The following is a 13,071-nucleotide window of genomic DNA, read 5'->3' as shown; positions in this document are numbered from 1 at the left end:
TATGCGTCGCTCCTCCAAAGACTCACCCAAACTATCGGCAGAAAGCCAGCGTCTAGTCAGTATCAGCCAAGCCATCGCGCAGGCCGGCAGCCGCGTTGAAGAACGGACCTGGGAGCGCAATCTCGACTCGCAACTGCAGAAGCTGCTCAAGACCAACCACCAGGAAAGCATCGACGCCGCCCTGAACGTCCTGTTCAAGGGCGACCTCGCGGTCTACGACGTGCTGATGGACTGCGTCGAAGCGGTCAGCGAATCCTCGACCATGACGGAACAGGCCGGCGGCAACGAAGTCACCTGGCAGGCCCTGCTGGTGGCCGCGCCGATCCTGGCCTGGACCCGTTTCTCGATCGCCTCGGGCATCATCCCGAACGAGGTCCTGGGCACGCTGTCCGCGCATTTCTCGGCCCACCTGCTCGCCGACGGCGCCCGCATGGCGATGGCGCCGACCCTGTACTCACTCGACCAGCTGCCGCGCACCCACGCCGAAACCTATGGCCTGACCCACAAGCTGGCCCAGGCGGCCCACAAGGGCGGGACCGTGAAACCGGCCGCGCCGGGTCCGGACGCGTCGCAATTCCTGGCCGACACCCGCTACCTGTTGGTGGCCGTCATCGCGCCGGTCGGCGCCCCGCTGTTCCGCTGGCAGGAACCGCAGCACCACATCAACTTTGAGGCCGAGCGCGAGGTCGCGCTGGAACAGTGGCGCGCCCAGGCCGCACCCAACGTGGCGCGCCTGCTGCCGGGCTGCGGCACCGAGCTGCTGCTGCCGGAAGCCTATTACGTCGCCTGCCGCGAGGCGGACAAGCTGGTCCGCCCGGTGTCGGTGCGCGCCGCCGTGCATTACCTCACCTACACGCTGGGCGTCGAACCGGGCGACCTGCGCGCCGTGATCGCCGGCTTCGGCGAGGAAGTGAACGACAGCCAGGTCGACGAATACCGCGTCGGCTTCACCTTGCGCCAGTCGCCGGACGTGGTGTACGGCATCGTCTGGCCGCTGTACGGCCAGGAAGACGAGGAAGGCACGCCGATGGAAGGTCCGGTCCACGGTGGCCGCCCGCCGGCGCCGATCGACGAGATCGTCAAGCACCTGAACGAGATGGGCATTGCTCACGTCAAGCGCATCGCCGAACACTACGTCGCCGAGTATTGCGACGACTGCGGCGCCCCGCTGTTCGCCGACCCGAGCGGCGAGCTGGTGCATGCCGAGATGCCGGAAGATACGCCGGCGGGGAACGAGCACTTCCATTAACACCGTCGTCCCCGCGCAGGCGGGGACCCAAGTGTTGCGTGCGTTACCGGTGCGCCGGAAAAACGTTGATCTCCGCCTCCGCGGGGACGACGAGCTGATTGGCGAGGTAGCCGTGAATCTGCGCCACCGCCGCCGCCCCCTCCCCGGCCGCGGCCGCCACCCGCTTGGTCGAGCCGGCGCGCACATCGCCCACCGCGAACACGCCGTCCACACTGGTCTCGAGCGCGCGCTGGTGGTGCTCGCGGCCGGCGTCGATGCCGGTCAGCACGAATCCCTTCCCGTCCAGCGCCACCCCGCATTCGTGCAGCCAGTCGCTGTTGGGATCGGCGCCGACGAACAGGAACAGGTGGCGCGTCTCGAACCCGATCTCCCTGCCGTCCGGGATGGCGCGGCAACGCACCCGGCTCAGGCCGCCATCGTCGCCGTCGAGCGCGGCCGGCTCCAGGCGGGTGTGCAGCACGATGTTGGGCGTGGCCGCGATGCGCTCGATCAGGTAGCTGGACATGGTGTCCTCCAGGCCGGACCGGCGCACCATCAGGTGCACCACCGAGGCATGCGCGGCCAGGAACACGGCCGCCTGCCCGGCCGAGTTGCCGCCGCCGACCAGCACCACCGGCTGCCGGCGGCACAGGCTGGCCTCCACCGGCGATGCCCAGTAATACACGCCGCGGCCTTCGTAGCGCCCGAGCTCCGGCAGGTCCGGCTTGCGGTAGCGCGCGCCCGCCGCCAGTACCACGCTGTTGGCGCGCAGGCAGCTACCATCCTCCAGTTCCACCTTCAGCGGCCGCTCTTGGCACAGCAAGCGCGCGGCCTGGGCCGGGATCGCGATCTCGGCGCCGAACTTGATCGCCTGCACATAGGAGCGGCCGGCCAGTGCGCGGCCGGAAATGCCGGTCGGGAAGCCGAGGAAATTCTCGATCCGTGCGCTGGCCCCGGCCTGGCCGCCGTAGGCGCGCTGGTCCAGCACCATCACCGACAGGCCTTCGGAGGCCGCGTACACGGCGGTCGCCAGGCCGGCCGGACCGGCGCCGACCACCAGCACGTCGTATACCTTGCCGCGATCGATCCGCGGCAGGGTACCGAGGCAGCGCCCCAGTTCCACCAGCGTGGGATTGCGCATCACGAAGCCGTCGGGCAGCGCCACCAGCGGCCAGTCGGAAGCATCGTGCCAATGCTCGCGCACCAGTTGCGCCGCCTCCGGGTCCGAGGCCGGATCACGCCGCGTGTACGGATACGCGTTACGCGACAGGAAGTTCTCGATCTCGAACAGGCCGGCGTGCGCGGCCGGGCCGATCAGGATCGGGCCGCCGGGATGGTCGCCGATCAGCAGCACGCGGCGCAGGATGAAGGCGCGCATCAGGCGCTCGCCCAGTTCGGCCTCGGCCATCAGCAGCGCGCGGATCGCGCCGGCATCCAGCACCAGGGCATCCAGTTCGCCGACCGCCACGGCGTCCACCAGCGGCGGCCGGCCGGATAATTGAGAGACTTCGCCGCTGAACTGGCCCGGCCCATACTCGACCACCTCGACCCGCTTGCCGAGCGCATCGGTGCGGCTGCAGACCAGCTGCCCTTGCAACACCACGATCATGCCGGGCGAGTCGATGCAGGCGCGGAACACGCACTCGCCGTCGCGCCAGCGGCGCGGCACGCCGAAACGGCGCACGCGGCGCAGGTCCTCGTCTGTCAGGACGGGAAAGATCTGGTGGCCCCGGGTGGCGAGGTCGACCGCGGAATGGGATTCGGGGTCGGCCCCGAGGGCGTCGGGACCGAAGGTGGGTAGCTGGTCTGGCATGGCGGGCAGCTCGCAATGGGATGATCCGGCCCCATGCTAAACCAGTTCGCGCCGCCTGCCGCGCAATGCTGCGGATTACTTCTGCCTGATGGCGGCGATTACCCGCTTGGCGAACTCGGCCGGGTTGCCGGCATGCCAGCGCCACACGATGACGAGCTCGTGCTCGGGCGAGACCACGATGTCGTTGCTGCCCGCGCCCAGCGCCGCAAAGGCGGTGACAGGCAGCCCCGGCAGGTTCTTGCCCCTGGTGTTGAGCCACCACAGGTAGCCGTAGTCGGGCCCGTGCTCGCTCGGGCTCAGGGCCGCCTTCACGTAGCCTGCCGGCACGATCTGTTTTCCATCCCAGGCGCCGCCGCGCAGCCACAGGTAGCCGAAGCGCGCCATGTCCCAGGAATCGATCCACATGCCGCCGCCCCAGCGCGTGCCGCCGCTCACCGACGGCACCAGCTTGCCGTTCAGCTCGACGTAGCTGTTGGTGTAGGGCACCCACTTCCAGGTGTTCGACGCGCCGATCGGGTCCATCACTTCCTGCTGGAACACTTCCGGCACCGGCTTGCCGAACACGCGCAGCAGCGACAGCGCGAAGCGGTTGATGCGGGCGTCGTTGTACTCGTAGTACTGGCCCGGCGCCTGGAGAATCCGCGGCTTGCGCTCGCCGGCGCCGAAAGCCTCATGGCCGACGAAATCGGCGTTCTTGCCCCACATGCTGCCTTCCCACTCGGATTCCTGCTGCAGGTGCTGCTTCCAGGTGATCGGGGCGTTGTGCGGGGACGCGTAGCCGCCGTCCTGCACGCTGCTCCCGACCGGCTGGTTCAGGTCGGCGATCCTGCCGTCGCGCACGGCGATCCCGGCCACCGTCGACAGCATGCTCTTCGCCACCGAATAGGTCGGGTCGACGAAGTGCGTGTCGCCGAACTCGGCCACGACATAGCCCTTGTAGATGACGACCCCGTTGGTGGCCGCGCGTTGCGTGGGCAGCGAGCCGAGCGGTTCGCCGAAGGTCTTGCGCTGGTCCGAGAAATCCTTGGCGCGTTCGGTCTCGTGCGCGCTCGCGTAGGCGACGGCCTCGGCCAGCCTGGCCGGATCCATGCCCAGCGCCTCCGGCGACTGGCGGGCCCAGTTGCCGGCGGGCGGGAAATAAGGTTTCGCGGCGGGTGCGGCGAAGGCCGCGAGGGGAAGGCACAAAGCCAGCGACAGGATCGAACGACGCTTCAGGCGCATCACGCAGGATCTTTCCACTTGGAGTAAGGCAGCCGGATCAGGCTGGAGTTGTAGTAGCGCGGATCGCCCGTCACTTCGCGGCCGATCCAGTCCGGTTTCTCGAAAGCCTCGTCTTCGCTGCCGAGCTCGATCTCGGCCACCACCAGGCCGGCGTTCTCGCCCTGGAACTCGTCGACTTCCCAGGTGTGGCCGGCATGCGCGATGCGGTGGCGGACCTTCTCGACCAGCGGCTGCTCGCACAGGCGGTCCAGCAGCTCGGCCGCATCGGGCACGGGAATCTCGTATTCCCATTCGCCGCGGCTGGCGCCGGTGGTCTTGCTCTTGATCGTGATGACGGCCCGCTCGCCCTCGATGCGCACGCGCACGGTGCGCACCGGGTCGGCCACCAGATAGCCCTGGCGCATCAGCGTCGGCTGGCCGAGCCCGCGCCAGCCGTCGCCGTGGGGGAGGAACTTGCGCTCGATTTCGATGCCCATGATTCCTCCCTTTGCCTTAGTCGTCGAGCGACAGCAGGATCGGCTGCAGCATCGCCGCGCCAAGGGCGCTGCTGCGCGCGCCGTTCCAGCCGACGTGCGGATCGGGCAGGTTGGCGTTGTCCTTGAACGGCATCTCCAGCGTCAGCGACAGGCATTTATAGGTGTGGCCGATGTACTTCGATGCCAGGGTCAGCAGCTCGTCGTTGTACTTGCTGGCGGCGTAGCCGTAGACGTTCTGGAAGTCCGGGCTGGACGCCATGTAGCGCTCGATGAAGGCGTTCTGGGCCGCCAGTCGCTCGGGCGTGAAGTCGGTCAGCATCTCGCTGCCGGCCACGAAGTTGTACGGCAGCGCCTCGTCGCCATGGATGTCGAAGAACATGTCGACGCCGGTTTCCTCGATCTTGCGCTTCACGCACAGCACTTCCGGGCTGCGCTCGGGCGACGGGCTCATCCATTCGCGGTTCAGGTTGGCGCCGGCCGCGTTGGTGCGCAGGTTGCCGCGCACCGAGCCGTCCGGGTTCATGTTCGGCACGATGTAGAACACGGCGCGCTGCAGCAGCTTGCGCGAGACCGGGTTCGAATTGTCCAGCAGCGCGTCCATCATGCCCTCGATGAACCACTCGGCCATCGTCTCGCCCGGATGCTGGCGTGCGATCACCCAGATCTTCTTGTCGGCGTTCGGATTGCCGACCACTACCAGGTTCATGTCGCGGCCGTCGATCGTGGTGCCGATGTCGTGCACGCGCGCGATCGGGTTCTCGGCCACCTCGCCCAGCAGGCGCAGGTGGCGCTCCCAGGTGTAGGGCTCGAAGTAGGCGTAGTAGATGCTGTCCAGTTCCGGCGTGTGGTTGACGGTCATCACCTGGCCGTCGAAGCTGGTCGGCACGCGGAACCAGTTCTCGGTGTCGTAGCTGGCGGCCACCTGGTAGCCTTCGAAGCCTTTCGGGTAGGTCGCCCGGCCGGCGTTCAGGAAGCGGATGGTGCAGGCCTGGCCACGCGCGCCCTGCAGGCGGAAGTGGAACCACTGGTGGATGTCGGCGTGCGAATCCTTGCGCAGGTTCAGGTCGATGTTGCGCGGGTTGTCCGCATTGACGACCTCGATGGCGCCGGAATCGAAGTGCTGGCTGATCTTGATGGGCATGGCTACTCCTTTTATTCGAGGTCGATCAGATCCTGGCTATACGCGTGCAGGATCTGGCGCATCAGTTCGACGTTGCTGCGATCCAGGACCAGGGTCAGGTCGGGCTTGACGTCGAGGTTGAAGCTCATGCTGATCTTGCCCGGCAGGACCTTGCAGTTGACCGTGAAGGCGCGCGGTTGGTTCGGATTGTCCCAGTCCCATTGGGTGATCTGCGGCGGTGCCGGCGGCGCCTGCAGGGTGGGATCCTGGTTGGCCGGCAGATTCTTGAGCAGGAAAAACACGATCGAGGCCGGGATGATGACACAGGTGTCATTCGCACCATGTGTGGAGAACTTGGCCAGCAACAGATTACCGACCCGGTCGCACGACATGGCCATGCTCTTGACTTGACGGATGACCGCAGATTTCACGACAACTCCTATGAGATTGGACAAAAAGGCGCAGCGATTCTACCGCATCCCATAGCCGAATTGTGTGAAAGAAAAACAAAACGGGGAGCTCGCGCTCCCCGGTGCTTTGCTGGTGCGGAAAGACGGCGCCGCCACCGTCTTTCAGCCGGCTGCTTACTGTTTGTTGCCGCGCGACGAGCCACGCGACGACGAGCCCGATGCCGACTGGCGATTGCCATGGCTCATGCTGCCTGCGCGACGAGCCTCTTCCGAGGTGAACTCGTGCGCCGTGCCTTTCTGGTGAGCGGCCTTGCCGCCTTGGCTGGCGATTTCGCGCTGACGCTCAGGATCCATCGACGCGAAACCGCGGTTCTTGGTACCGCCACTCTGTTTGTTGCCCTGGTTATTTGAAGCCATGGTGCTCTCTCCTCTTTGCACTGAAAACCGCCGCGTCCTGCGGCAGGCCAATTCCGACGCTCTCGGCAGAAACCGATGAGTGCTCGGTCGGAATCATCTTAGGCATGCAGGATGGATGAGGCTATAGGACGTTTTCAGATGACTTTGTAGGACAATGTGAGACAGAAAATGCACAGCTGAAATCTACTTCCGGTAGTAAACATGACATTGCCTGTCTTTGGACGAGTCGCCAGTATTAGTCCTACAACCTCCCGCCGTCTCTTCCTATACTGAAGATCTGATCAAGGGCGCATGATCTTACTGAGAATGCAATCGTTCCAGTTGAAAAGGAGACGACCATGGACGCAAACCAACGCAGCGAAGTCAACAACCAGACGAATAACGTCGCCAACGAAAAATGGCCCCCCGGCTCGAAGGGCAAGACCGCGGATGAAGGACCGCTCGACCATACCTATCCGCAAGGCCTCGGCGTGCAGCAACAGGGCAACCAGGGCATCGACACGATGGGGACGCAGCAGACCGGCGCCGGTCCGGGCGCCGCGCCCGGCGGCATGGGCGGACGCGAGGACGGCGGCAAGCAGTCGCACACCCCGGGCGGCTCGATGCAGACGCAGATGAGCGGCGGCTCGAGCCCGGTGCAGGGCATCACCGACAGCCACCAGCGCCAGATGGAACAGAAGTCCGGCGCCTACGGCCTGCTCGAACAGCCCGTCGGACATCGTCCCAAGGACTCCGGCGTGGACGTGACCGAGGGGCACGACATGCACCGCGACGTGATCCGCGGCCAGATGGCCTCGCAGAATCCGAACCAACCCGATCTGCAGGGCGGCTCGCTCGGCCCGAACCATGGCAGCATGCAGTCCGGATCGCAGGGCAGCAGCGGCGGAAATACCAGCGGCGGCGGCATGCACGGCCCGCAAAGTCCGCCAACCAGCCTGACCGCCGGCCCGATCGGCAACCGCCAGCAGGGCAGCAGCCTGTACGTGTCCGACAACTCGATCCGCAGCGGTGGCGGCATGCGCGGCCCGCACAGCGAGCACCTGCAGGACCTGCCGGGCGAGGAAGCCCAGCGCGGCAACACCCAGCTCGGCGTGGCCGGCTCGCATTCAATGGCGAACCAGGCTCCCAGCATCGGCGGCGTGCACGAGTCGAACGACGTGGCCGGCGGCCTGCCGCGCTCGCCGGGCAACACCGGCGCGCAGAATGCGGTCACCAGCACCGACCGCAGCGGCTCGCAGACCGGCGCCGGCGGGTCCGACAGCGGACCGCCGGCGCACCAGTCGAACGACGCCGCCGGCGGCTATCCGCGCAGCCCGGGCTACGCCAACCGGCTGAACGGCGACCAGAACATGGACGACGACACCGGTTTCAAGCGCAAGCCTTGACGCTGCGACCTTAACCCGGCCCGGCTGGACGGGCCGCCCCTCTTCCGCCTTCCCGGGCGGACCCGAACGCGCCGTCGAGGCGCGTTTTCTTTTCTCCTCCCGGCAAAACGCTTGATTCAGATTCAGGTTTTCCCCCAGCAAGGGAACCCTGCCGTTCCGTCCGCAGTCGAACCGGTCACAACATCGACAAGGGGGAAAGGCCATGCGCCGCCTGAATATCCTGACCTGGCACACGCACGGCAGCTACCTGTATTACCTGTCCCACGCCCCGCACGAATTCCACGTGCTGGCCAAGCCCGGTCGCCCTTCCGGCTACGGCGGGCGCTGCGGCCCCTTTCCTTTCGGCCCGAACGTCCACGACCTGCCGGCGGAGCAGGCGCGCGGGCGCGAATTCGACTGCATCCTGTTCCAGGAAGACCACCATTGGGAAAAGGACCAGTACGAATTCCTCACGCCGGCCCAGCGCGCCCTGCCCCGTATTTATCTTGAGCACGATCCTCCCGGCATCGCCATCACCGGAGGCGCCACGCCACGCCAGGCCTGGCCGACCGACACCCGGCACCTGGTCGACGCCCCCAACGCGCTGCTGGTACACGTCACCCCCTTCAACGCCCTGATGTGGGACAGCGGGCGCACGCCCACGCGCGTGATCGAGCACGGCGTCGCCATTCCGGCGGGGGTGCGCTACCAGGGCGAACTCGAACGCGGCCTGACGATCACGAACCACCTCGCGCGGCGCGGCCGGCGCATGGGGGCGGACCTGTTCGCCGCGCTGCGCGCCGGGCTGCCGCTCGACCTGCTCGGCATGGGCGCCGCCGAGCTGAACGGGCTGGGCGACATCGACCACCCCGACCTGCCGGGCTTCGCCGCCCGCTACCGCTTCCTGTTCAGCCCGGTCCGTTACTCCAGCCTGAGCCTGTCGGTGCTGGAGTGCATGATGGCCGGGATGCCGGTAGTGGCCCTCGCCACCACCGAGATGGCCACCGTCGTCGAGCATGGGGTCTCGGGCTATGCCGTCACCGACACGCGCCAGCTCGCGCCCTGCATGCACGCCCTGCTGAAGGATGCCGGCCTGGCGCGCCGCCTGGGCCAGGGCGCGCGCCGCACCGCGCTCGACCGCTTTTCCATCGACCGCTTCAGCGCCGACTGGGACGCTGCGCTGCGCTACGTCACCAGCTAGCAGGACGCCACATGAAACTCGACGACCAAGCGCTTTCCGCGACCGCATCCGGGCCGATACGGCGGATCGCCCTCATCAGCGACCACGCCTCGCCGCTGGCGGCCCCCGGCAGTATCGACTGCGGTGGCCAGAACGTCTACGTGGCCAACCTGGCGCGCGAGCTGGCGATGGCGGGCCACCTGGTGGACGTGTTCACCCGGCGCGACGCCATCGGCCAGAAGCAGCTGGTGCGCTGGCGCGACAACATCCGCGTGGTGAACGTGCCGGCCGGCCCGGCGCACCATGTGCCGAAGGAACAGCTGCTGTCGCACGTGCAGGCCTTCGCCCGCTTCACGACCCGCTTTGCCCGCCACCAGCCGGCCATGTACGACATCGTGCATGCGAATTTCTTCATGTCCGGCATGGTGGCCCAGCACCTCAAGCAGGTGCTCGGCATTCCCTTCGTGATCACCTTCCACGCGCTGGGCCAGGTGCGCCGCCTGGCCCAGGGCGCCGACGATGCCTTCCCGCCCGCGCGCACGCGCATCGAGACCCTGCTGATGCAGCAGGCCGACCGCATCATCGCCGAATGCCCGCAGGACCGGCTCGACATGGAGCAGCTGTACGGCGCCAGCCCGACGCACATCGCGGTCACGCCCTGCGGCTTCGATCCCGGCGAGCTGTGGCCGCAGGACCAGGGTGAGGCGCGCGGCCTGCTCGGCCTCGATCCGGACCGCTTCACGGTACTGCAACTGGGGCGCATGGTGCCGCGCAAGGGCGTCGACACCGTGATCCAGGCCACCGCCCTGCTGCGCAGCCGGCACGGCATCGATGCGCAGCTGCTGGTGGTAGGCGGCGACACCCATGCGGGCGGCCGCGACGGCCCCGAGATGGCACGCCTGCGGGCGCTGGCCGCGCGGCTCGGGATCCTCGAGCACGTGCGCTTCGCCGGCCAGAAGCCGCGTGCCGAGCTGCGCACCTGGTATAGCGCCGCCGACGCCTTCGCGACCACGCCGTGGTACGAGCCGTTCGGCATCACCCCGGTGGAAGCCATGGCCTGTGCGCGGCCCGTGGTCGGCTCCGAAGTCGGCGGCATCAAGAGCACCGTGGTCGACGGCGGCACCGGCTTCCTGGTGCCTTCGCGCGCCCCCCAGGCGCTGGCCGGGCGCCTCGCCACGCTGCAGCGCAATCCCCTGCTGGCCCGCACGATGGGCGATGCCGGACTACGGCGGGCCTACCGGCACTACACCTGGCGCAGCGTCGCCCAGCAGGTCGCCGCGGTGTACGCCGCCGTGCTGGCCGAAGCGCAGGCGCGCGCCCCGATCGACCTGACCCAACCCTAGGAGCCAGCATGGCCGAACCTTCCCTCCCCCCTTCGCCGACCGCCGCCCTGCACGGCAGGACCGCCTTCGTCACCGGTGCCGCCAGCGGGCTCGGCGCCGCGCTGGCCAACACGCTGGCCGCCGCCGGCGCCGACATCGTGGCGGCCGACATCCGCGCCGCCGCCCTGCAGGACCTGGCCCCGCGCCTGCGTGGGCACGGCGTGCGCGTCGACGCCGTCGAGCTCGACGTGGCCGACCCGGCGCAGGCGCGCGCCGCCATCGAGCGCACGGTCGAACGCATGGGGCGCCTGGACATCCTGGTCAACAACGCCGGCACCGACCTCACCCTGCCCATCGACGCACTGCGCGAGGCGGACTGGCTGCGCGTGATCGGCACCAACCTGAACGGCCCCTTCCTGCTGGCCAAGCATGCGGCGGCCCAGATGCGCCGGCAGAATGAGGGCAAGGACGGCGGCGACATCGTCAACATCGCCTCGACGGCCTCCAAGCGCGCCTGGGCGAACGCCAGCGCCTACCACGCCAGCAAATGGGGATTGCTGGGCCTGTCGCACGCCCTGCACGCCGAACTGCGCCCGCACGGCATCCGCGTCACCGCCGTGGTGGCCGGCGGCATGCGCACGCCCTTCCTGCTGGACCGCTTCCCCGACCTCGACCCCGGGCTGCTGCAGGACCCGGCCGACGTCGCCCAGGCCATCCTCGGTGCCCTGCTGCTGCCGCGTTCGAGCGTGGTGCCCGAGCTGACTGTGCTGCCGGTGCGCGAAACCTCCTGGCCATGACCGCGTTCCCATGAAGGCCATTTTCCTGGACAAGGACGGCACCCTGGTCGACGACCTGCCGTACAACGTCGAGCCGGGGCGCATCAAACTGTGCAGCCGCGCCGGCGCGGCCCTGCGCCTACTGTCGCGGCTCGGCTACCGGCTGTTCGTCGTCACCAACCAGGCCGGCATCGCCTTCGGGCGCTTCGGCGAGCCGGCCATGGAGAGCGTTCACGAGCACCTGCAGGACCTGCTGTTCCGCGAGCAGCTCACGCTGGACGGCTTCTACTACTGCCCGCACCACCCGGACGGCAGCGTCGCCGCCTACGCCCGCGTTTGCCACTGCCGCAAGCCGATGCCCGGCCTGCTGCTGGAGGCGGCGCAGGAGCACGGCATCGACCTGCGCTCGTCCTGGATGATCGGCGACATCCTGCACGACGTCGAAGCGGGCAACCGCGCCGGCTGCCGCACCATGCTGATCGATAACGGCAACGAGACCGAATGGCGGCTCGGTCCGCGCCGCATCCCGACCCGCATGGCGCCCGACCTGTATGCCGCGGCGGTGCTGATCGCCAGCCACGGAGGCGCTCCGTGACGCCGGGATGCACGCCCGGCTGGAAGGAGGCGCGCAGCATCCTCTGCGTGCGCCTGGATGCGCTCGGCGACGTCCTGATGTGCACGCCGGCGATGCGGGTCCTCCGCGACGTCCTGCCCGGGCGCAGCCTGACCCTGCTGACCTCGCCGTCAGGGGCTGCGGCCGCGCCCTTCGTTCCGGAAATCGACGAGGCGATCGTGCATGCGGCGCCGTGGATGAAGACGGAGGTCCCGGCCGCGCCCGAGGACCTGCTCGCCCTCGCCGCCACCCTGGCCGCGCGCCGCTTCGATGCGGCGGTCGTGTTCACCACCTATACGCAGAGCGCCCTGCCCGCGGCGACGCTGTGCTGGCTGGCCGGGATTCCGCTGCGGCTCGCCCACTGCCGCGAGAATCCCTACCACCTGCTGACCGACTGGATCGCGGATCCGGAGCCGCAGGCCATGGTGCGCCACGAAGTGCAGCGCCAGCTCGAGCTGGTGCGGCATGCCGGCGCGCCGCGCCAGGCCGGGCCGGCGCCAGGGCTGTCGTTCGCGCTGCGCGCCGCCGACGTCACCGCCACGCGCGTGCGCCTGCTGCGCATCGGCGTCGATCCCGACCGGCCCTGGCTGCTGCTGCACCCGGGTGCCAGCGCGGCCTCGCGGCGCTATCCGGCCAGCCATTGGGCACGCGCGGTCGGCCTGCTGGCGCGCCGCACCGGCCTGCCGATCGTCATCACGGGCAGCGCTGCCGAAGTTGAATTGGTCGAGGAGGTCCGGGCCGGCTGCGGGGTAGGAAGCTACTCCCTCGCCGGTCAGCTGAGCCTGGGAGAACTGGGGGCCGCGCTGCACCTGGCCGCGGTCGCGCTGACCAACAACAGCGGGCCGGCCCATGTGGCGGCCGCGGTCGGCACCCCGGTGGTCGACCTGTACGCGCTGACCAATCCCCAGCACACGCCCTGGCGCGTGCGCAGCCGGGTGCTGTTCCAGGACGTGCCCTGCCGCTTCTGCTTCAAGAGTACTTGCCCGGCCGGCCACCATGCCTGCCTGGCGGAGGTGGCGCCGGAACGTGTCGTGGACGCCGTGCTGGAGTTGCTGCCGCCGGCACCGGGCGCCCGCCTGCCCTCCACGGCAGGCGCCGATGCCGCAAGCCTCGGCCTTAATGCCGGCTGAG

13 protein-coding genes are annotated in these 13,071 nt (G+C 68.6%); 7 read left to right on the top strand and 6 right to left on the bottom strand.

The window, feature by feature from the left end:
* The first annotated feature begins 1 nt into the window (after window position 1).
* Window positions 2-1,249 carry a DUF2863 family protein gene (locus ACI48D_RS01345; protein WP_435569408.1) on the top strand — a complete coding sequence of 416 codons (1,248 nt, stop codon included), beginning with the start codon at window positions 2-4 and terminating at the stop codon, window positions 1,247-1,249.
* Between the two features lie 43 nt (window positions 1,250-1,292).
* On the opposite strand, the gene ACI48D_RS01340 is transcribed toward ACI48D_RS01345, so the two are convergent.
* From ACI48D_RS01340 to ACI48D_RS01315, 6 genes are all read right to left on the bottom strand, one after another.
* Complete coding sequence (locus ACI48D_RS01340; protein WP_435569407.1) at window positions 1,293-3,041, bottom strand: FAD-dependent oxidoreductase; 1,749 nt, start codon at window positions 3,039-3,041, stop codon at window positions 1,293-1,295.
* Window positions 3,042-3,116: 75 nt separating this feature from the next.
* Window positions 3,117-4,262: a serine hydrolase domain-containing protein gene (locus tag ACI48D_RS01335; RefSeq protein WP_435569406.1), complete on the bottom strand. Its 1,146-nt coding sequence runs from the start codon at window positions 4,260-4,262 to the stop codon at window positions 3,117-3,119.
* On the bottom strand, window positions 4,262-4,738 hold the full coding sequence (locus tag ACI48D_RS01330) for a CYTH domain-containing protein (RefSeq protein WP_435569405.1): 477 nt from the start codon (window positions 4,736-4,738) through the stop codon (window positions 4,262-4,264). Before ACI48D_RS01330 ends, ACI48D_RS01335 begins: the two co-directional genes overlap by 1 nt.
* A 16-nt stretch (window positions 4,739-4,754) precedes the next feature.
* Entirely contained in the window at window positions 4,755-5,879 is a 1,125-nt protein-coding gene (locus ACI48D_RS01325) for a M14 family metallopeptidase (RefSeq protein WP_435569404.1), read from the bottom strand.
* Window positions 5,880-5,890: 11 nt separating this feature from the next.
* A complete protein-coding gene (locus tag ACI48D_RS01320; protein ID WP_435569403.1) occupies window positions 5,891-6,289 on the bottom strand; it encodes a hypothetical protein in 399 nt (132 codons plus the stop codon).
* A 153-nt stretch (window positions 6,290-6,442) separates the two neighbouring features.
* A complete protein-coding gene (locus ACI48D_RS01315; RefSeq protein WP_435569402.1) occupies window positions 6,443-6,685 on the bottom strand; it encodes a KGG domain-containing protein in 243 nt (80 codons plus the stop codon).
* A gap of 338 nt (window positions 6,686-7,023) precedes the next feature.
* Between ACI48D_RS01315 and ACI48D_RS01310 the strand changes: the two genes are divergently transcribed.
* The 6 genes from ACI48D_RS01310 to waaF all read left to right on the top strand — a co-directional run bounded on the left by ACI48D_RS01310 (window position 7,024) and on the right by waaF (window position 13,070).
* A complete protein-coding gene (locus ACI48D_RS01310; RefSeq protein ID WP_435569401.1) occupies window positions 7,024-8,070 on the top strand; it encodes a hypothetical protein in 1,047 nt (348 codons plus the stop codon).
* A gap of 202 nt (window positions 8,071-8,272) precedes the next feature.
* Window positions 8,273-9,250 carry a glycosyltransferase gene (locus ACI48D_RS01305; protein ID WP_435569400.1) on the top strand — a complete coding sequence of 326 codons (978 nt, stop codon included), beginning with the start codon at window positions 8,273-8,275 and terminating at the stop codon, window positions 9,248-9,250.
* Window positions 9,251-9,306: 56 nt separating this feature from the next.
* Window positions 9,307-10,572: a glycosyltransferase gene (locus ACI48D_RS01300; RefSeq protein WP_435569457.1), complete on the top strand. Its 1,266-nt coding sequence runs from the start codon at window positions 9,307-9,309 to the stop codon at window positions 10,570-10,572.
* Window positions 10,573-10,580: 8 nt separating this feature from the next.
* Window positions 10,581-11,348 (top strand): SDR family oxidoreductase, encoded by a 768-nt coding sequence (locus ACI48D_RS01295; protein ID WP_435569399.1) that lies wholly within the window; start codon window positions 10,581-10,583, stop codon window positions 11,346-11,348.
* Between the two features lie 10 nt (window positions 11,349-11,358).
* Window positions 11,359-11,922: a D-glycero-alpha-D-manno-heptose-1,7-bisphosphate 7-phosphatase gene (locus ACI48D_RS01290; protein WP_435569398.1), complete on the top strand. Its 564-nt coding sequence runs from the start codon at window positions 11,359-11,361 to the stop codon at window positions 11,920-11,922.
* Window positions 11,919-13,070 (top strand): lipopolysaccharide heptosyltransferase II, encoded by a 1,152-nt coding sequence (waaF, locus tag ACI48D_RS01285; RefSeq protein WP_435569397.1) that lies wholly within the window; start codon window positions 11,919-11,921, stop codon window positions 13,068-13,070. Before ACI48D_RS01290 ends, waaF begins: the two co-directional genes overlap by 4 nt.
* Window position 13,071: the final 1 nt, after the last annotated feature.

The organism is Massilia sp. LXY-6, from assembly GCF_051233485.1.
GTDB lineage: Bacteria > Pseudomonadota > Gammaproteobacteria > Burkholderiales > Burkholderiaceae_D > Telluria.
Note: the sequence above shows the minus strand (reverse complement) of the source record. Positions and strands in the feature narration are given on the sequence as shown.

What these genes read in the sequence shown, in the direction of transcription:
- ACI48D_RS01305 (WP_435569400.1), top strand. Translation starts at nt 8,273, where the DNA reads ATGCGCCGCCTGAATATCCTGACCTGGCACACGCACGGCAGCTACCTG.
- ACI48D_RS01290 (WP_435569398.1), top strand. Translation starts at nt 11,359, where the DNA reads ATGAAGGCCATTTTCCTGGACAAGGACGGCACCCTGGTCGACGACCTG.
- ACI48D_RS01330 (WP_435569405.1), bottom strand. Translation starts at nt 4,738, where the DNA reads ATGGGCATCGAAATCGAGCGCAAGTTCCTCCCCCACGGCGACGGCTGG.
- ACI48D_RS01335 (WP_435569406.1), bottom strand. Translation starts at nt 4,262, where the DNA reads ATGCGCCTGAAGCGTCGTTCGATCCTGTCGCTGGCTTTGTGCCTTCCC.
- ACI48D_RS01310 (WP_435569401.1), top strand. Translation starts at nt 7,024, where the DNA reads ATGGACGCAAACCAACGCAGCGAAGTCAACAACCAGACGAATAACGTC.
- ACI48D_RS01295 (WP_435569399.1), top strand. Translation starts at nt 10,581, where the DNA reads ATGGCCGAACCTTCCCTCCCCCCTTCGCCGACCGCCGCCCTGCACGGC.
- ACI48D_RS01345 (WP_435569408.1), top strand. Translation starts at nt 2, where the DNA reads ATGCGTCGCTCCTCCAAAGACTCACCCAAACTATCGGCAGAAAGCCAG.
- ACI48D_RS01325 (WP_435569404.1), bottom strand. Translation starts at nt 5,879, where the DNA reads ATGCCCATCAAGATCAGCCAGCACTTCGATTCCGGCGCCATCGAGGTC.
- ACI48D_RS01315 (WP_435569402.1), bottom strand. Translation starts at nt 6,685, where the DNA reads ATGGCTTCAAATAACCAGGGCAACAAACAGAGTGGCGGTACCAAGAAC.
- ACI48D_RS01340 (WP_435569407.1), bottom strand. Translation starts at nt 3,041, where the DNA reads ATGCCAGACCAGCTACCCACCTTCGGTCCCGACGCCCTCGGGGCCGAC.